The organism is Niallia circulans NBRC 13626 (genome assembly GCF_001591585.1).
GTDB classification, from domain to species: Bacteria; Bacillota; Bacilli; order Bacillales; family Cytobacillaceae; genus Niallia; species Niallia circulans.
Window position 1 is genome coordinate 73,133 of the sequence record NZ_BCVE01000012.1, and the last position, 18,537, is coordinate 91,669.

Genomic DNA, 18,537 nt, shown 5'->3' on the forward strand with positions numbered 1-18,537 from the left:
GGAGGAGTTAGATATTCACTTTATGGATAGTCATGTTCTAGTTGTTTAAAATCAAGCATAACTACCATAAGTTATATTATTGAAAGCTCACTAAAGATACTAATTTTTTTATAGAGCTTCATATATACTTATTAATAGTACCAAATTGCTCCCCAATCTACAAATCTAGCTTTTTCCAGCTCCTACTCCCCCCTTCTCCGAGACCTTTCACACACATCATATAGACTATCCGCTCTCCCATTCCCCATATCCAAGGACCTAACTTGCGTCAATATAAATAAATATGAGATGATTAATAAGAAAGCTTGCTATATATTAAAATAAAGAAAGCTCCAATCTGTGCGGATTTTCTTCACCCTTGCTGATATAAGCACCTTACTCGGTCTTTTCGAATGCTTTTTTCCTTGTTGAGTTCACCGCCCGTTAAAAAGGAGATAAAAGATTTTTAAAATTAGGAGGGACGAAATGAAACAACTACATCTTATAATCAAAGGAAGGGTTCAGGGCGTAGGTTTTCGATACTTTGTCCAAATGATTGCTATGGAAAATCAGGTAACCGGCTGGGTTCGCAATAAAGCAGATGGAACAGTGGAATGTATGGCTGTAGCTTCTTCTGAAACGCTGCGAGCTTTTATGGAAAAAGTAAAAAAGGGAAATCGCTTTGCCAGAGTGGACCATATAGAAATAAAGGAAAGTGAGCCAGAAGAACTATTTTCGAGCTTTAAGGTGATTTATTAAATAATTCATAGGACATATTCGATTTCTGCCATGTCCTATTTTTACTAAATTGTGTTCTCATTGACTTGATAATAATAATTTTTCATGTCAGAATAATAATATTTTAAAAAACAAAATAAGATGTACATATATTAGGAGGATCGCATGTGGAAAGACTTTAAAGCATTCGCAATAAAAGGTAACGTAATAGATTTAGCAGTAGGGGTGATTATTGGTACGGCATTCAGCAAAATTGTCAGTTCACTAGTAGAGGATTTGATCATGCCGCTGTTCGCCCACTTTGTTATCGGCGTAGATTTCTCAACATGGTCTTATTCAAGTATAAATTATGGAAACTTTATACAAAGAATTGTTGACTTTTTCATTATTTCTTTCTCTATCTTTTTAGTAATCCGCTTCTTAAACCGCTTTAAGAAAAAGGAAGAGGTACAAGAAGAAGCAGTAACCGTTGATACTAAAGAAGAGCTATTAAAAGAAATCCGTGATTTACTGAAAGCAGATGTTGTTCGCGATAAAAATGGCTTAAATTGAAACTTTTTTGCGCGTTGTTCGTATTACTATATAAATTAAACACAATACAGGAGTGAAGAAAAATGTATGCATATAGCCCAAGTAATGAATATATGCCCTCTGTTTTAAGAACTTTTGCTCTTTCTCTAGGAATAGCATTCATTGGAACAATGATTGGTAATTTTGTTCCATCCTATTTATTTTTACCTTTGTCAATTTTAGAAGTTGTTCTTTTATTAATCGCCATCTTCGCAAGAAGAGGAAAATCATTATCTTATGGTTTCTTATTTACCTTTACGTTTATTTCGGGGATTACCACCTTTCCAATCGTCTCTTATTATGTATCCACAGTTGGCGGAAATGTTGTCATTAATGCATTGGGTACTACGACAATTGTGTTTGCTGGGGTTGCTATATATGCAACAAAAACGAAGCGCGACTTCTCTTTCTTAAGAGGAATGTTACTCGCTTCCCTAATCGCTTTAATTGCTATCGGTATTTTCAATATCTTTTGGCCATTAGCAACAGGTGGCATGCTCGCATATTCCTTCATTGGTGTCCTAATATTTAGCGGCTATGTGTTGTATGATTTTAATCGAATGAAACATTATGGTATAACAGCAGATCAAGTTCCTTTAATGGCTTTAAATTTATATCTCGATTTCCTAAATTTATTTATAAGTATCTTACGTATTTTCGGAATTCTGTCCGAAAGAGATTAAAAAGGTTTGAGTAAAGAGGTCAAAAACCTCCTTGCTCAAACCTTTTTTTAGATGTATGCCTATAAATAATCCGCTATTTGTCTTCTAATTAATCGAATCATTTCTTCTGGATTATCTTTTATTACAAAAGAGTACACTCCACGATTTGTATGTAAATATAGCATTTTATATTGATTACTCGAGGGCTTAAAGGAAATGTCATGGATGGTGTGTAAATGAAATGTCTGCTCGTCGCTAGTAACTCTATCACTCCATAAAACAAGACTTTTTTCTTCTTCGATTATTTCCATATTCAAGTCAATCTTTCTTGTAACAACAAAATAGGAAAGAGAAAATATTTTCACTTTTACCTCCTAGCACCTGTCCCATAGTATAGAATAATTATGGATAACGAAATTAAACACTATCCCCCCTGCAAAATCAGACAGTGTTATTAGACAATATTTTGGAGAATGTCATCATTTCCTGGAAAATAATTTGGTATTTCGACAGCATGTAAAATCGATTTTTATCAATAATGAAAATATTCTCTTTTTCCCAGACTTTCTTTCGACAAACTTATTAGCTTTAGTATGATTTTATGCATTACTAGGATAAGCAAGAGAATGACATGGCATTCCCTTGCCCATCATCAAAAACTTCTATATTTCTTTGCAAGTTCTTCTGTTTCTTTCTTCCGTTTTTTTCGTGCTTCCGCTCGTTCCTTCGCTGATTCGTAAAGGCTCTTTTCCTCTTCTGTTTGTGGGATAACTTTGGGAACTTTTGTCGGCTTTCCATTTTCATCGATGGCAACCATCGTTAGAAAGCTAAGTGCGCATAAATGGCGCTCTCCAGAAATTAGATCCTCTGCCGTTACTTTTACAAATACCTCCATGGAGGAAGTTCCAGTATAGGTAACAAAAGCTTCTAGACACACAGCATTTCCCTCATGAATAGGATACAAAAAATCAACTGAATCAGTCGAAGCAGTAACAATCCCTCGTCTTGCATGACGCATCGCTGAGATAGCAGCTGTATCATCAATATAGGCCATTAATTTGCCACCAAATAAAGTTCCATAAGTATTGGTATCTGTTGGAAAAACAATACTTGTTTTCACTACTAGTGACTCACTACAAAATTTTGACTCTTCCATAGCTCCTCCTTGCATATTCATGGGAGTTTTCTTCCTTTTTATCATATCTACCATCTTATTATATGCTAATTTAGGAGGAAGAGTCTAATATTGCTTGGATTAGGGTTATCGAAAAAAAGAATTTTTCTTCCGGGCTTTTAACAGATCCCCCATCCACCCTCGTGATTTAAGATAGAAATATACAACAACCGTTGAGCCAATAATCACTGCTAAAGAAAAAACGTAGCCGAATTTCCATTTTAGTTCTGGCATAATCTCAAAGTTCATTCCCCATAATGCTCCCCAAGCCATAATTGGTGTACATATTGTAGTGAATACCGTCAGGGTTTTCATAATTTCGTTTCCTCTATGCTGGGATACTACCTCTTCAAAATTAACGAGATTATTTAATTCTTTTTGGTATTCTTCCACCAAAATTAATCCTCTTTCGATTCTCTTAGTAACACGAGCATATACTTTTCCTTTGGTAATTTCCTCGCCAAAAGCTTCCTCTAATGAGTATCTGATTTCAAGAAAAGGGATCATAACATTCTTCCAAACAAGAAGTTCATGTCTAGACTGATACACTTTATCTAATGTTTTTATACTATTTCTTTGTTTAACATCCCAAATCAATTGTTCTAACTGTTGTTCATAAGCATCTATATGATACAAAATATCTGTCATTACTTTTCCTAGAATAACCATAAATCCTTCAATCGGTGTTTGTGCATGCTTTATCTCTTTTATTAGATTGTTTCTATCAATATGTAAACTATTATCCTTATAATCATAAGTAATTAATGTATCCCTTGATAAGAAAAAATGGAAAATTTCATAGTCTTCTTTTTTATCTATTTCTCTATGGTATATAAGCGAACCACTTAATATTTCTTGGTCTTCTTCTGACGTATCAATATGAAGATAGTTACTTCGATTTCCTTTTATATCGCGAAACCATGTATTTATTAATGGACCCTTTTCTAAGGACACTTCCTGTATATCCGCTTCTTCCAATAGCTGAAACCACTCCCAGTTCTCTAAACGGTATCTTTTCACTTGAATCCCCCCTTAATCGCTTTTCTATTATTATTCCCTGAATGACGTTTGTAAAACTTATAATAGGGTAAATAAAAAATAGAATGGAACGAGAAGGAATAAATTAGGAGGGAATCTCTCATGTTTGGAAAAAATTCAATGCGTACTTTTGCAATTGTCGGGGCTGGATTAGGAAGCTTTTTCCTGTTCACATCAAAAGGGAAAGACATTTTTCATCGCTTTAAAAGCAAATTCAATTCTACGCAACAAGAGGACTTACTTTCTAAAGCAGGAAATCCCGCTCCAGATGATATTGGTGACAACAATATGGTAAATGAAGGCGCGATGTATTCCGTAAATTACTATAATAAACAAAGAAATAGTAATTAGTTTAGTAGTTTCGATGTAATTTTGCGAATGAATAAGGAATTTCCATTACTTGGACTGTTCCTATCATTTAGTGATAATTAGTTAAAAGCAATCAGACATTTATGTACAGAATAGGAAAACTTGAATCAGTAGGGAGAAGCAACTAATTCAAGTTTTCTCTCATAAATAAACAATCTTTTTATTCATAACTTTTGGCTTCAATTGATCCTTCGCACGTTTCATTCTTGTTTTGACCGTTGATAATGGCGTTTTTGTATGGTTGCTTATCTCTACCAATGTTTGATTATGGTAATAAAAAAGCAGTAAAGGTTCTTTATACATATTTGGTAATTCTTCCAATGTATCAATCATCTCTTCTTTTTCACATTTGCTCATTAATGTTTCCTCAGGTTCCAATGCCACAGAAGTATCTCTTGCATATGTATAAACAGACTCTTCCCAAAACTTCTTTGATGTTTTCTCTTTTCTCCAGTAGTCTCTACACTTATTTAGAGCAATTTTATAGAGCCAGCTTTTCACTTTATGGTGATCTTCAAAGCTGCCAAATGAGGTATAAGCGGAAATTAATACTTCTTGATACAAATCTTCCGCTAGTTCTTTATGCTTAACAAGCGATAATATATAGATATAAATTGATTTTCCGTATTCCTTCACGACATGTTCAAATAATTCTTCTTGATTTCCCACAGTATATGTTTTATTTATTAGGGATTCCATGTTCTTTCTTTTCCCCTTCCCAGTTTTACGATTCTACTTAATAAACGCTAGCTCCTCTGCGAATCCCTACACTTTTTTTAAAATTTTTTATTGGAATTTATTCACTGGTGTCAGCCACATTGAAACTCCTATTTTTTTGCATATTGTTAAATAATGCATGGAAGCTAATATAACAGCTCCTAAATTCATTCCAATTGCAATTCCGCTCATTTGAAGCTGGCTTAAAGATCCTAAATAATAAATCGCTGCATAAGAGAATGATGTTGCCCACACACTATGAAAAACCGCATCTTTCAACAAGCCCAAACCAATTAAATATGCTTGCATGGGAATGGTGAAGTAATGAAGTAAAAAATAGGGCCATAAAAGCTGCACAATTATAGCTGCCTGAGTAGAGTGAAAAAAGGTCATCGTAAGTGTTTCCGCGTAAAAATAAAAAATCCCAACAGATATGGTTCCATAAATTGCTGTTATGATCATCACTTGCTGCAATAATCTTTGTAGTTTTGGATAGTCTTTTTGTACATACGCTTTCGAAACAGTTGGTATCAGCATTGTCATAAAGCTATGGGATATAAAAGCTGGAAAAAAACCTATCGTCATTGCTATCCCTGCAAGCATTCCATACTGTTCTGTCGCATTTGCTGCTGTTATTCCTGATGCAACAAGTGCCCCTTTGATGAGAAAAGGCTGAATGGCATGTGTTAGAGCATGAAATATTCGAAGACCTGTTGTCGGAATAGACACAGATAATAAATCCTTCCAAATGACTTTCCCATTCATGCTTTCATTTTTCCCCTTTTTAATCCGCTGATATTGCACGAAAAACATATGCAATAAGTACAATAATACAACTGTATCACTCCCTACAATGGTAAAAAAGGCAATCAATACAGAAGTATTTAAATCAAAGGAAAACCATTGAAACAAAAAGACTAATAAACCTAATTGAATAATTTTTTTCAAAAAATTAGAAGCCGCAATTTTCCCCATTTGCTGTTTTCCCATAAAATAACCTCTCGCAATAGAAGTAAAGGAAATAATCGGCAATAGAAGAATAACTAGCCACTTCAAGAGTGGATGATAGGAATAAAAAATAGGGATAAAAGGTATGATGATAGATGCGATGATGGTTAGAAAAATAGTAAAAATAATGGTCCACTTTAATACTTGCTGCAGCATCGATAAATGATATTTGGAATCTTTTTCAGCAATAAATTTCGAAATGGATGTTGGCAATTCAAAGGTAGCAAGCAGTACAATAAGAAAGATAGTAGGTAATATGGTCATAAATAAACCTAGTCCATGCTCTCCAAGTTCCCTTGCCATTACCATATTAATAATGAATTCGATACATTCGCCAAAAAACGCGGTAACAATTAATAAAAAGGTCCCTTTATAAAATGAACTCATGAATCTCTCCCTCAATCTATCTTCCACAAGCATGTAAGTAAAAGATGTGTGTTTATTTTCTCTTCTTTATCATCATATGAGACAAGTTCAAAAAATATTTTCCTAGATTGTCTTTTTCTTAATTGAAGAGAGAGAAATGTCTTAATTAAACGTTTGATTAAGGGACCTATTCACTTGCATATAAGGTTTTTTATTTTTTGTTTATTCTACAAGTGAGTGCTTAAAAGCGTAAATGACAGCCTGAGTGCGATCCTGTACTTGCAGTTTACTTAATATATTACTTACATGTGTTTTCACTGTTTTTAATGCAATAAATAATTCGTCTGCAATTTCCTGATTACTTTTCCCCTCCGCCATCAACAAGAGAATCTCCATTTCTCGGGTAGTTAGCTCTTCGTGCAGAGGCGTAGTTTTCTTTTCTCGCATTTTTGTCATCATTTTATCAGTAACTTCAGGCTCTAGGACAATTTGGCCTTGATATGTTTCGCGCACAGCTCTTGCAATTTCACTCGCCTTGGATGTTTTGAGCATATAGCTTGTTGCACCCGCCTGCAAAGCAGGATATACCTTCTCATCATCAAGAAAACTGGTGACAATAATTATCTTTGCCTCCTGCCATGCTTCTATTATTTGCCTCGTTGCCTCAATTCCATCCATTTCATCCATTACTAAATCCATCAAAATCACATCTGGCTTTAATTGAAGAGCAAGCTCAACAGCTTTACTGCCATTTTCCGCCTCTGCAACAACTTCAATATCTGTCTGTGCAGATAAATAAGAAGAGACTCCAATCCGCACCATTTCATGATCATCCACTAGCAATACTCTAATCATTTAAATCCTCCTTTCTTCCCAAAATTGGCACTTTCACTTCTAATCTTGTTCCTTTATTTTCCAAACTTATTAATTTTAATACTCCGCCAATTTCAGCTGCTCTTTCGTGCATATTTTGAAGTCCATAAGATCCTGCTTTCCTCTTATCCACATTAAAGCCGACACCATCATCGATTATTCGCAATATAACAAATGCCTCCCTCTGAATAAGCTGTACTTCTAAGGAACTTGCCTTTGCATGTCTTAATGTATTGGATACCGATTCTTGAAGAATTCGAAAAAGATGATCTTCAATTCCTTTATCCAAATCGATATCTTCTAGTTTCATTTCCATTTCCAAAGATACCTTTTGCTGTAGTTCATGTAATAATTCTATAATTCCCGCTTTTAACGTTTTTCCTTTTAAAGCGATTGGTCGTAAATGAAGCAATAAAGCTCTCATCTCTAATTGAGACTGCTGAATCGTTTCCTCTACTAGCTGTAATTGCCGTGATTCATGATCATTCGTTTTCGGTCTTGTTTCATTAATTGCTGATAACAGCATCGATGCTGCAAATAATTGTTGGCTCACAGAATCGTGCAATTCTCTGGCCAAACGATTTCGCTCTGCAATAATGACAGTTTGAACCTTCACCTCTTGATCTTCCGCTTTCTCATTTACGAGTTTTTGAGATAGCTTCATTTGTTCCACTAATTGATTCTGCAGCTGAATGATTCTATAGCTTAAAGATTGGAGCTCCTCTGTGGAACCAATTGGCTGAACTGGATAATACTCCATTTTATCCATTGTATGTAAGGTTTCTTCTATGGAACGGATTTGTTTTTTCCAGGAAAATCCTGATAAATAACCAATTAAAACACCTAATGTAATATCTACACTGATTAAAAATAAAATAAATGGAACATCCATTACCTCTTTTTCCCACAAAGCACTCCAGGTTGCCGGCGGAAAGACGATTAGATAGCTTATGGAAAAGAATACAAGTAAAAGAAGGGATGCACATACTCCCCACAAAATTTGTCTCGTTATAATACTCATATTCTTTTCACCTCTAAGCTACCAGTAATTAATGAGGTGAAAATTTTCACTCTAGTCTCAGCCTGATCATATCCAGCTGTCCGAATGCTTATATTTTGATTCCATATATTTTCTTCAGCTTCACCAAATATTTGATAGGAACCAAATAAACTGGAATGGTGAATACTAACATCCATATCATAAGGGATATATACCTTCACATCTCCTACAATATTTCGAATCATAATAACTGTTTCTCCTTCTGGTAACACCGTGTAACTAAGATCCACAGTAGTATTCGTTATGCCACCCTGAATATTGATATCATCCCATTCATATACGTGATCTGGTGTGGTATTACGGCTAAAGAGAGAATTCGTAAATAAGGGCTTTTTCTTTATTTTTATTTCGTCTGTCTGTATGGCCGTTTCCTTATCCTTTATGATTGGTTTTATAATATCCTCATTATTCTTTTTTTGAAATAATTGAAAAAGGTAATAGGCAAGGAGTGTAAACAAGATAATTTTCACTGTAACCATATTTAGTATGCTAATGATTAAAAGCAGGCTCCCTATCCAAAAAAGAATCTTTCCAGCTCCGCCTTGCCGTGATTTCTTTGATATATAAATCATGCCAATTGAAACAAGAAGGGAAAAGATTAGTCCGGGATTAAAGACGAAGATTTCTAATAACAAAAAACCTCCAACTACATAAAACCAATTTGCATAGTTATCTTTTAATTGTTTAAACATTGGCTATTCTCTCCCTTCTTTATTTTATTTGGATGAAGATCTTAAATAATTGAAGGCTGGCTTTACCACACCAGCCTCTTTTAGAATACCATTTTTTTATAAGGAAATGGAGTCATCTTCTTTTTTTAGCATATCTTTCTCTAATGCTGCTAACTTTTCGTCCATTGTTTGTTTATAATATTCTGTATTTATTTTTTCTTCTAACGTTTCTATATATTGTTCCATTTCGCTAAAGCGTGTTGGATTTGTTGGACTCGCCTGTTTTTCTTCTAATACTTTATTCATTGTATGGTGTGCTTTTGTTATATTTTCTTTTGCCATCAGTTCCATCTGGCGTATTTTCATATCCTTCAATTTATGTTTCATATCCATATATTTCGTTTCTATTTCATGCAATTGCTGCTCTGTATTTTTTAACGATTCGGTTAAGCGTAATACTCTTTCTTCATAATGAGTCTGCTCCTGCTTAGCATAAGCAAAAAGCTCTTCTTCTCCTGCTTTGCCAGCCACCTCAGCCTGTCTTTGTCTTTTCTCCGCCATTTGTTCAGCCTGTTGTAATTCCTTCATGAACTCTTCTTTTAATTTATATTGTCTTTCGACCATTTTTTTTACTTTATCTGTCTCTTTCTCACATTCTCTTACATATTGATTTAAAAGCGCGATTGGATTTTTTTCTTCCTTCTTATCTAATAAATGATTAATGTCTGCCATTACCGTATTTTTTATTCTTTCTAATAGATTTGTCATATTAACCTCTCCTTATTTATTTAATTCTGACCACTGTTTTTCAAAATTTGCAAAAGGGTCATCCGCTGTTTTATTTGTAATAATGGTCTGCTTGTTGTTCCACTTTTTGTAAACAAGATACAATACATACGCGGCTGCTAATCCGATGATCGCTGGCAGGTTACTTGCTGTTATAATAAGCATAATCACTCCTGCTATCCCCCACCCCAGCTTTCCTGATGTGCTTGTTGCTTTCGTGTATTGCTTAAAGGCAAAATAAAGAATTGCTGCACTAATAACTAAACCGAGTATTGGACCTATCTGTGATAAAAGGATGATAGAGGCGGCCGCCCCAATAAGAAATAAACCAAATTTTTTCATTTTGCGTTTCGCTCCTTTCTTATCTACTATGTTACCTTCTTCCTGTTTCTTTCATAACATGCCTTAGCTTGATTTTGCTCTACAACTTTAGTCTTAGAAAATACTAATCCTAATAAGCAAAGAAAAAACTGTTCATAATGGAACAGTTTTTCTCCTTTAGTAATTATTTTTCTGTACCTGTCAAAAAGCTCTTGGAGCGAATTCCTGATCTTCTCAGAACAAAATCTACATCTACTTTAATATCTGCTTTTGAAAATTCTTGATCCCACTTGTCTTTTATTTTCATAAATGAATCATAGTCTTGTCGTCTCATTGCTTCTCCAAATCCGTAAATATCTGATTCATATTGGCTTTGAACATGTGAAATGCTATTGGATATTTCTTGGGATAAAACTTTATTCACTAGTTTTTCATATTTTTCAATGGTACCTAGCTTATCTACACTTTTATAGCATTGTGTTCCCTCCAGATATCCTTCTGCTTTTATCCCAACATGAATAGCAGGCTTATTATTCTTCCATTTAGAAGTTATTTCTGTTTGTGATTCTGTTACACGCACAGAACTATAGTCTCCCTGTTTGCATTTAATGGACAAAGAAGTAGTTTTTAATTTATTTCTAATCCACAAATAATTTCTCGAATCTTCCATGCTCAGAAAACCGACCAATTTGCCCTTTTTAAATATCGCCAGAGAATCAACGACTACTATTGCATCAGGAGTCACCTTCATGATATTTTCCATACTCTTTCCTTTTTCTACATCTCCTTTTACGCGGACAGTAGCTAACACTGGTTCTTTCCCTTCTAGGTTCAATTCGGAGATAAACTCAATAATACTCATTCCTGGGTCTCCTCCCCAATCCTCTAATAAATGATCCAATTGCGGGGATAACTTTAAAGAGGAAGCCTTTCTATAATGGGCAACTATTTTTAAAATATCTTCTGCCTTTCCATCTTTTGCAATAATAATATTAAAGTCATCCCGTATTTCCCTATTCCTTTCCAAGAAGTCAATAAAATCAAGCATTCCCGACCTAGCTATTTCCTCGCTGATTACCAGTATCTTCATATGAGAGAAAACCAGGAACTGTGCATAGTACTCATTTAAGAGATGCGTAATTTCAGAAATAGTGTTTCCCTCAATGCCTTCTACTATTGTCGGAGCATTTCCAGAAGCAGTTTGGGTATTTAATTCTACTGCATTTAAGGCCTCTACTGTCAATTTATATTTTGCATTTTCGCCTTTATCAATGGCCATTCCTGCCACTAATTTAATTTCTGATAATTCTTTTCGATCCCAACAACCAGTTAATAGAAACAAACAGTTTAATATACATAGAAAGACACAAATTTTCTTCACTTTTTCTTCCCACTTTCCGGTTTAGGCGGAGACGGGGACCCTTGTGGCTTTTGCTTATTCTTTACATTTGGACTTAAATAGGAAGAACGCTTATTAATGGACCATAGTGGAAAACGAACAAATACATCTTTTTGATCTTCGACAATAAATGGAGCAACAGGTGCTAAATAAGGAACCCCAAAGGAACGAAGAGAACTTAAGTGTACAACCATAAATACAAGTATTAAAAGAACCCCATATAACCCTAAAATAGAGGCAACAATGATAAGAACGAATCGAATAAGTCTAGATGCGTTCGCGAAGCTATAATTAGGAAAAACGAAATTAGCAATCGCAGTAATCGCGACAATAATAACCATAATATTGGAAATGATTCCCGCTTCAGCGGCTGCCTGTCCAATAACTAATGCTCCTACAATCGAAACCGTCTGACCAACGGCCCGCGGCATTCTTACCCCTGCCTCTCTTAAAATTTCAAAAGTAATTTCCATGATAAACACTTCCACTACAGCTGGAAAAGGTACATCCTCCCGCTGTGCAATAACACTCAGTAATAAAGTAGTTGGCAGCAGTTCTGGGTGAAAGGTCAAAACTCCTACATAAGCGGAAGGCATAATTAAACCAATCATAAAAGATAGGTAGCGAATTAAACGAACAAAACTACTCATAAAATAGTTTTGATAGTTATCTTCCGGAGAAGTGAAAAAATCAGTCAGTACAGCCGGAACGATTAATACAAATGGCGATCCATCAATGATGATGACAATTTTTGCATCCATTAAATAGGTAGCTACTGCATCTGGACGCTCTGTATTCATCGCTAACGGAAAAACAGTCAAACTTTTATCTACAATTAATTCTTCAACATTCGCTGACTCGAAGACAGCAGAAATATTAATTTTATTTAATCGAGACCTTACTTCTGCTACTATTTTTTCATTTGCAATGGAATACATATACCCCATGTATACATTTGTACGTGTTTCGTTTCCTATCATAAATTTTTCAAAACGCAATTGATGGTTTCTTATTCTTTTTCTTATTAAATTGATATTTGTAGAGGCATCTTCTACAAAAGAGTCCTTTGGTCCCCGTACGACTGTCTGTGTAGTAGGCTCGGCTACTGACCTGCCTTCACTATTTAAATAATTTAAACTAAGCGCCTGCCCAACACCTCTAAAAACAATAACAATACGTCCTTCCAGGAGAGAAGAAACAATTTCATTAACCTTTTTTAATAATTTATATCCTGAAACACCAAAGCTCTTTTTACTTAAGCTCTGTAGGTCTTCAATTGTATCAACAACAATATCTTTATCTGCTGAATTCTCTAACGTATTCCCTAACATCTCTTTTAACATTTCTGTATTTACTACAGTTTCTAAATAATAAATACATCCCTCACTTTTTCCTACTCGAATCACATCTGACTGCAAATCAGCTGTATTTCCAAAGGTTAAACCTATCACTTCTCTCAATGCTTCAAAGGTAAGTTCTTCTATCCCTATTTCTTTCGCTTCGGTCGGAACGACTTTAGAGGGTATTTCTTTTTTGCTATTTATAGACATCAATTTTTTAAAATAATTCATATTTTTAACCCCCTTTTTTCATCCCTTTGTTCTTTCCATTTTTTTATTAACAACACAAATGTAATCAAAATAGGTACCATAAGTTCCAGTGGAACATGAACAAGAAATAAGTCTACATTTAACCCTTCCACAATATGATCCGAAAAATCCGTAGAAATGAAGATGCTAAACATCGTTGTGATACAGGCAACAGGCATAGCAAAATATCGGTAAGGTATCCGAAAAACATACTCCATTCCTTTTAAGCCGCCATATAGAAACACAGAACTTTTGATTAATATTCCCAGCATCATAATAAACACAACGAGCACGTCAATCCTTTCCAAAAACTCCCCTATACTAACAAGTCTTGCCGCTATTAATAGTGGAAAATTTGCTCGCATTGCTGTATTTTCCCCTAAGGTGGCTATAATGATAAAAACGGAAGATAGTAAGATGATACTTGCAACAATAACACTAATTAAGGCAACCTTCTTCGTTGCCTTAAACTCTCCAATATGAGCGAAAATAACCGTAAATGCTATTAACTCTCCAAAGGGGAAGGCAATGATAGATGGAATAGCCGCTTTCATTATTGGCTTTATCCCATTACTTAAAACTGGCTGTACATTGGTGAGGTTTATTTTGTCTCCAGCGTATAAAAAAATAAACAGCAGGATGATAAATAAAAACATATAGGGACTAAATATTTCAGCTGTTCTTCCTAATACTTCAATCCCTAAATATAAGATATAGCCAATTACTAACATAAGCGCTAATATCGTAAATTCTATAGGTGTCACAGGCAGAATGGCAGAAGTGATCAATTCCCCAAAGTCTCTAATTACTCTTGCAGAAACATAGATAAAATAACTTAAGTACACGAGAGCTAAAGTGATAGCAACTTTTCTAGAAAAACAATATTCCATCATCTCATATAAGTTTTTCCCTGGAAGCAATGACATTAAATAAAGATAAAAACTTATTATAATTACGCCGACAATCATTCCAATTAAAACAACTATCCATGCATCTCTTTTGGCTTCCATTCCTATGCCAATTACGATAGAACTTCCAAGAAGGAAATTGATAATCATCGTAAATATTTGGGTTAAAGATAGTTTTTCTGTCAACATAATCACTCAGCACCTTATCGGTTTTAATTTAATGTAATCAAAATTTCGCTCATCGCTATTTCCTAAAACACATTCTGTCCTCCACTTTTTGCTTTTTTCTTGGAGTTAGATTTATTCCAATGTTTTATTAACATGATAAATACCATTAATGCCGGCAGGCCAAATTGTAATGGAAGATGTAACAGAAAAGGATTAGACTGCAATCCCTCCTCCATATGATCGGTATAATTTCGCGCAATTAATGTTGTGAATACTCCTACAATACAAATCATCGGAATCGAAAAATACCGAAATGATTGACCAAAAATGTACTCGATTGCCTTTAATCCTCCATATATATAAATACAGCTTTTTACAAGTGTTCCGAGCATCATACAGAAAACTACAATAGCATCGATCCGTTGTAGAAAATTCCCAATAGAAACAAGTCGAGCTGCACTTAATAAGGGGAAATTGGAACGTAATCCGAGCTCGTATCCTAAAGACAAAATAATCATCAATGATGTAACCAGCAATAATAAACTTGAAATCAGAACACTATAAATAATAATCTTTTTGCTATATTTAGCATTTGAAACATTGCTCAATATAAAGGTTAAAACGAGTAATTGTCCATACGGCCGTACAATTTCATAGGGAAACACAGCAGTCCATAAGGGCTTAAAGCCGTCAGCTAATACTGGTTTTATATTAGAGAAATCAAGGTTTTTACCAACATATAAGAAAATAAATAAAAGCATGATGAAGATAAATGCATAAGGAGTGAATATCTCTGCGGTTCTCGCAAGAACCTCCACACCCATATACAATATATATCCCATTACGAACACTAGCATAATGGTGGAAATCTCAATCGGTGTTAAGGGAAGTACTGTACTTGCTATCAACTCTCCAAAGTCGCGGATAATTCGACAGCTATAATAAAAAAAATAAGCTGCATAAACGAGACTAAGCCCCTTTGCAATCGGCCGATTAAAGCAATATTCGAACATCTCAAATAAATTTTTCCCAGGAGTTAAAGAAAACATATAGATATAAAATAGGGTGATAATAATTCCTAATCCTAAAGCAATTAGAAGCACAATCCATGCATCCTCTTTTGCTTTTAATCCAAGGCCTATTACAATCGTACTTCCAATTTGGAAATTAAAAACAACTGCCGCCAATTGAGTTAATGAAATGCTTTCTTTTAACATGCCTGTAACACACTTCCTTTTAGAAAAGCGCAAGCGCCTCATCTTTTGCTTTATTAGTATTCCGGGCCAGCCCTGGCAGAAACTTCTATACTCTGTTGTGCAACTGGTATCTAAATGGAGTAATTATCCTTGAGTTTTCTGCCTTCTTTGTTTTTTATTTTTCCATAGTCGAATATCCACTACGACCGACCAGACAAAGCCTAATATCGCAGTAAATACAATGGTAATAGCTCCTGCACCAACTTCGGCGTCGTATATTCTTTTTATACATTTCATAAATCCATCATGAAATACAAAAATATCCAGAACAATTGTTAAAACACTCATAGATGTAAATATTAGTAGATAAGCAAAAGTTACCATTTAACCCTTCCTTTTAGTGCTTTGTTTATTTATGGTATTATCTTGTGAAATTTCTCCATTTTTATGCTTATATTTTCATTTATGAATGTTAATTCAAATAAAAAAGCCGGCATCAACCTGCTATTACGGTTGATGCCAGCTTTTAAAAAGATTATTTATTGTTTTTTTGTCTCACTTTGTAATCCACCATTTCTCCATGGTAAAAGGTTTTTCTCGATAACTGAAGATTTAGCCTCTTAGCTGTTTGCTTCAGTTCTCTTTCTTCTCTTTCTGTCACTAAACTAATAACTACTCCCGCTGCACCAAATCTGCCCGTCCTTCCAGACCGATGGATATACTGAGTCTGATCTGTAGCTAAGTCATAATGAACAACATGTGTAATATTTTGAATATCAAGCCCTCTTGCGGCTACATCTGTTGCTAGAAGCATGTTTCTCTTGCCATCTCGAAAATCAGTTAATGACTTTTGACGCTCCATTTTATTTAGATCAGAATGCAAAATACTTGTCTGAATTTTTTTAAATGCTAACTTCTCATAGATAACACTTAAATTTCCAATATCCTTTACAAACACAAGAATCTTCGCATTCTTTAAACGAGAGATCGGTTCTAATAGCTTTACTTTATCTCGATATTCCGCTTGGAAATAAATATGCTCTACTTCAGCTGCTTCGATCACCTTATCTTTTTTGATGCGAATAATTTCTGCATCTTGAACAAGTTCAGCTGCAATATTTTCTGTTTGCTTTGGTAATGTTGCAGAAAATAAAACGACTTGTCTTTCTTTTAAAGTGGCTTTGATAATTTGACGAACAGATTCTAGATGCTCTGGTACTAACAATTGATCTGCTTCATCTAAAATTACTGTTTTTACTGCATGCATTTTTAATTTTTTTTGTTTAATCAATTCTAATGCTCTTCCAGGTGTACAAATGACAAGATGAGGATGCTTTTTCAGTTTTTCTAATTGTCTTTTAACATTTGCTCCTCCAATAAAAGAGGCCGCCCGAACACCGCTGCCCTCTCCCCATTTTTGTACTTCTCCTAAAATTTGCATAACAAGTTCTTGAGAGGAAGCAAGACAGATTGCCTGAATATTCTTCGATTCTGTATCCAAGTTATTTAAGACTGGTAGTAGATATGCCAATGTTTTTCCTGTTCCTGTTGGGGATTCAGCAATTACATCTTTTCCCTCTAATATTAGCGGGATAGATTGTGCTTGAATAGAAGTTGCTTGTTTAAACTGTGCCTTTTCCCAATTTTCCTGTATAAACGGTTTAAATGTACTCCAAAATAGCTGTTCTTTCATTTCGTTCTCCTTTTTCATCAAAATCAGACAAATAGCATCTAACCTTAAAATATATCTTCTTATTATAAATTATTTACGAAAAAATAGATATGAAACCTTATTCAATAGGGGGGAGATTATATTTTTCGCTGAATATAAATTATAAATGCTGGATTTCGAGGATTTCTTTGTTTCTACAAAGAAAGGAGCTTCGTTTCTTGCGAAGCTCCTTTTCAAACTATATGAATAGCTGATTCTTCCCTACTGTATGAACGATATCGACGCCATCTTTGATTCGCTTCATTTTTACATCTAGTTCATGGGCTGCATCTGCTGCTTCCTTTAATTCATTAAGTAAATGTGCAGGAACATCTTTGTCGAATTTATAATAGATTTTATGTTCTAAGCTTGCCCAAAAGTCCATCGCAATCGTTCTTATTTGAATTTCAACAAATACTTCTTGCATTCCTGTACTTAAGAAAACAGGAATACTGATAATTAAATGTAAGCTTTTATAGCCATTTGGTTTTGGATTTTTAATATAATCTTTTACCTGCAGTACTTTAATATCAGCTTGTTTTTCAATAATATTATAAATTTCGTAAATATCCGAAATAAAGGAACAAGTAATTCGAACTCCTGCAATATCATGTATATATTTTTTGGCATTTTCCATTGTTATAGCATGCCCTTTTCGATGCAGCTTTTGCATAATACCCTTTGGATCTTTAATTCGTGATTTAATGTGCTCGATTGGATTATGATTATGGATAAATTGAAATTCCTCATTTAATATTTTTAGTTTCGTATTTATTTCATCTAAAGCAAAGTTATAAATAATTAAGCTATTTTTCCATTCATTAAGCTCATTTGATAATTCATGTAAATTGAAGTTATTATCTTCCATGTATGTCTTGAGTTGTTTTACGCTTTCCATAAACTAGTATGTCTCCTTTGGATTCCTATAAACCTTTTCTGCGTCTACTCCGATACTCTTCAAAAATTCAATAATTTGGTCAATTGTTTTCACTTTCAACATCCACCTTTGTATATAACGAGCTATTTTCGGATGGTTGACATGCACCGAATCTATCTTTATTGTAAACAATAATGACCGGTCAGTCAAATATCATTTCATACAAATATTTTTTATTTATAAAATAAGAAACAGCACTTCCCTTATTCCTTCAATATCAGCTCTAAGGAGAGAAGTGCTGTTCTTTATATATCTACTATCTACACTGACCAACCGGTGCAGCCCCATTTTATTTTT

General features: G+C 34.3%; 21 protein-coding genes. 4 read left to right on the plus strand and 17 right to left on the minus strand.

Annotation, left to right across the window (positions count from 1 at the left end):
• Positions 1 to 465: 465 nt before the first annotated feature.
• The 3 genes from BCI01S_RS15415 (at position 466) to BCI01S_RS15425 (ending at position 1,970) form a co-directional block, all read left to right on the plus strand.
• Positions 466 to 738, plus strand: coding sequence for an acylphosphatase (locus BCI01S_RS15415; RefSeq protein WP_061799910.1), 273 nt, complete (start codon positions 466 to 468; stop codon positions 736 to 738).
• A 144-nt stretch (positions 739 to 882) separates the two neighbouring features.
• Positions 883 to 1,269: a large conductance mechanosensitive channel protein MscL gene (mscL, locus tag BCI01S_RS15420; protein ID WP_061799912.1), complete on the plus strand. Its 387-nt coding sequence runs from the start codon at positions 883 to 885 to the stop codon at positions 1,267 to 1,269.
• 62 nt (positions 1,270 to 1,331) lie between these two features.
• Positions 1,332 to 1,970 (plus strand): Bax inhibitor-1/YccA family protein, encoded by a 639-nt coding sequence (locus BCI01S_RS15425; protein ID WP_047941740.1) that lies wholly within the window; start codon positions 1,332 to 1,334, stop codon positions 1,968 to 1,970.
• 59 nt (positions 1,971 to 2,029) lie between these two features.
• On the opposite strand, the gene BCI01S_RS15430 is transcribed toward BCI01S_RS15425, so the two are convergent.
• From BCI01S_RS15430 to BCI01S_RS15440, 3 genes are all read right to left on the minus strand, one after another.
• Positions 2,030 to 2,314, minus strand: a complete 285-nt coding sequence (locus BCI01S_RS15430; protein ID WP_047941741.1) for a hypothetical protein — start codon at positions 2,312 to 2,314, stop codon at positions 2,030 to 2,032.
• A 287-nt stretch (positions 2,315 to 2,601) separates the two neighbouring features.
• Positions 2,602 to 3,105 (minus strand): acyl-CoA thioesterase, encoded by a 504-nt coding sequence (locus BCI01S_RS15435; RefSeq protein ID WP_047941825.1) that lies wholly within the window; start codon positions 3,103 to 3,105, stop codon positions 2,602 to 2,604.
• A 105-nt stretch (positions 3,106 to 3,210) separates the two neighbouring features.
• Positions 3,211 to 4,143, minus strand: coding sequence for a magnesium transporter CorA family protein (locus tag BCI01S_RS15440; RefSeq protein ID WP_061799914.1), 933 nt, complete (start codon positions 4,141 to 4,143; stop codon positions 3,211 to 3,213).
• Between the two features lie 120 nt (positions 4,144 to 4,263).
• On the opposite strand from BCI01S_RS15440, the gene BCI01S_RS15445 reads away from it, so the two are divergent.
• The gene (locus tag BCI01S_RS15445; protein ID WP_061799916.1) at positions 4,264 to 4,512 is read left to right on the plus strand and encodes a YbyB family protein; all 249 of its coding nucleotides are present in this window, start codon (positions 4,264 to 4,266) and stop codon (positions 4,510 to 4,512) included.
• 159 nt (positions 4,513 to 4,671) lie between these two features.
• On the opposite strand, the gene BCI01S_RS15450 is transcribed toward BCI01S_RS15445, so the two are convergent.
• From BCI01S_RS15450 to BCI01S_RS15515, 14 genes are all read right to left on the minus strand, one after another.
• Positions 4,672 to 5,229 (minus strand): RNA polymerase sigma factor, encoded by a 558-nt coding sequence (locus BCI01S_RS15450; protein WP_047941744.1) that lies wholly within the window; start codon positions 5,227 to 5,229, stop codon positions 4,672 to 4,674.
• 87 nt (positions 5,230 to 5,316) lie between these two features.
• Positions 5,317 to 6,642: an oligosaccharide flippase family protein gene (locus tag BCI01S_RS15455; RefSeq protein ID WP_047941745.1), complete on the minus strand. Its 1,326-nt coding sequence runs from the start codon at positions 6,640 to 6,642 to the stop codon at positions 5,317 to 5,319.
• Positions 6,643 to 6,843: 201 nt separating this feature from the next.
• Complete coding sequence (locus BCI01S_RS15460; RefSeq protein WP_047941746.1) at positions 6,844 to 7,476, minus strand: response regulator; 633 nt, start codon at positions 7,474 to 7,476, stop codon at positions 6,844 to 6,846.
• Positions 7,469 to 8,515 carry a sensor histidine kinase gene (locus BCI01S_RS15465; protein ID WP_047941747.1) on the minus strand — a complete coding sequence of 349 codons (1,047 nt, stop codon included), beginning with the start codon at positions 8,513 to 8,515 and terminating at the stop codon, positions 7,469 to 7,471. Before BCI01S_RS15465 ends, BCI01S_RS15460 begins: the two co-directional genes overlap by 8 nt.
• Complete coding sequence (gene liaF, locus BCI01S_RS15470) at positions 8,512 to 9,246, minus strand: cell wall-active antibiotics response protein LiaF (protein WP_047941748.1); 735 nt, start codon at positions 9,244 to 9,246, stop codon at positions 8,512 to 8,514. The genes BCI01S_RS15465 and liaF overlap by 4 nt, the downstream gene beginning before the upstream one ends.
• A 96-nt stretch (positions 9,247 to 9,342) precedes the next feature.
• A complete protein-coding gene (locus BCI01S_RS15475; RefSeq protein WP_047941749.1) occupies positions 9,343 to 9,993 on the minus strand; it encodes a PspA/IM30 family protein in 651 nt (216 codons plus the stop codon).
• Between the two features lie 12 nt (positions 9,994 to 10,005).
• Positions 10,006 to 10,353 carry a lmo0954 family membrane protein gene (locus tag BCI01S_RS15480; protein ID WP_047941750.1) on the minus strand — a complete coding sequence of 116 codons (348 nt, stop codon included), beginning with the start codon at positions 10,351 to 10,353 and terminating at the stop codon, positions 10,006 to 10,008.
• Positions 10,354 to 10,516: 163 nt separating this feature from the next.
• The gene (locus BCI01S_RS15485; protein WP_047941751.1) at positions 10,517 to 11,713 is read right to left on the minus strand and encodes a Ger(x)C family spore germination protein; all 1,197 of its coding nucleotides are present in this window, start codon (positions 11,711 to 11,713) and stop codon (positions 10,517 to 10,519) included.
• Complete coding sequence (locus BCI01S_RS15490) at positions 11,710 to 13,302, minus strand: spore germination protein (RefSeq protein ID WP_061799918.1); 1,593 nt, start codon at positions 13,300 to 13,302, stop codon at positions 11,710 to 11,712. Before BCI01S_RS15490 ends, BCI01S_RS15485 begins: the two co-directional genes overlap by 4 nt.
• Positions 13,299 to 14,417 carry a GerAB/ArcD/ProY family transporter gene (locus tag BCI01S_RS15495; protein ID WP_047941753.1) on the minus strand — a complete coding sequence of 373 codons (1,119 nt, stop codon included), beginning with the start codon at positions 14,415 to 14,417 and terminating at the stop codon, positions 13,299 to 13,301. Before BCI01S_RS15495 ends, BCI01S_RS15490 begins: the two co-directional genes overlap by 4 nt.
• A 62-nt stretch (positions 14,418 to 14,479) precedes the next feature.
• On the minus strand, positions 14,480 to 15,613 hold the full coding sequence (locus BCI01S_RS15500; RefSeq protein ID WP_047941754.1) for a GerAB/ArcD/ProY family transporter: 1,134 nt from the start codon (positions 15,611 to 15,613) through the stop codon (positions 14,480 to 14,482).
• A 123-nt stretch (positions 15,614 to 15,736) separates the two neighbouring features.
• Entirely contained in the window at positions 15,737 to 15,976 is a 240-nt protein-coding gene (locus BCI01S_RS15505) for a hypothetical protein (RefSeq protein ID WP_047941755.1), read from the minus strand.
• Positions 15,977 to 16,127: 151 nt separating this feature from the next.
• Complete coding sequence (locus tag BCI01S_RS15510) at positions 16,128 to 17,285, minus strand: DEAD/DEAH box helicase (RefSeq protein ID WP_047941756.1); 1,158 nt, start codon at positions 17,283 to 17,285, stop codon at positions 16,128 to 16,130.
• Between the two features lie 217 nt (positions 17,286 to 17,502).
• Positions 17,503 to 18,171, minus strand: a complete 669-nt coding sequence (locus BCI01S_RS15515; protein WP_047941826.1) for a GTP pyrophosphokinase — start codon at positions 18,169 to 18,171, stop codon at positions 17,503 to 17,505.
• Positions 18,172 to 18,537 lie beyond the last annotated feature (366 nt).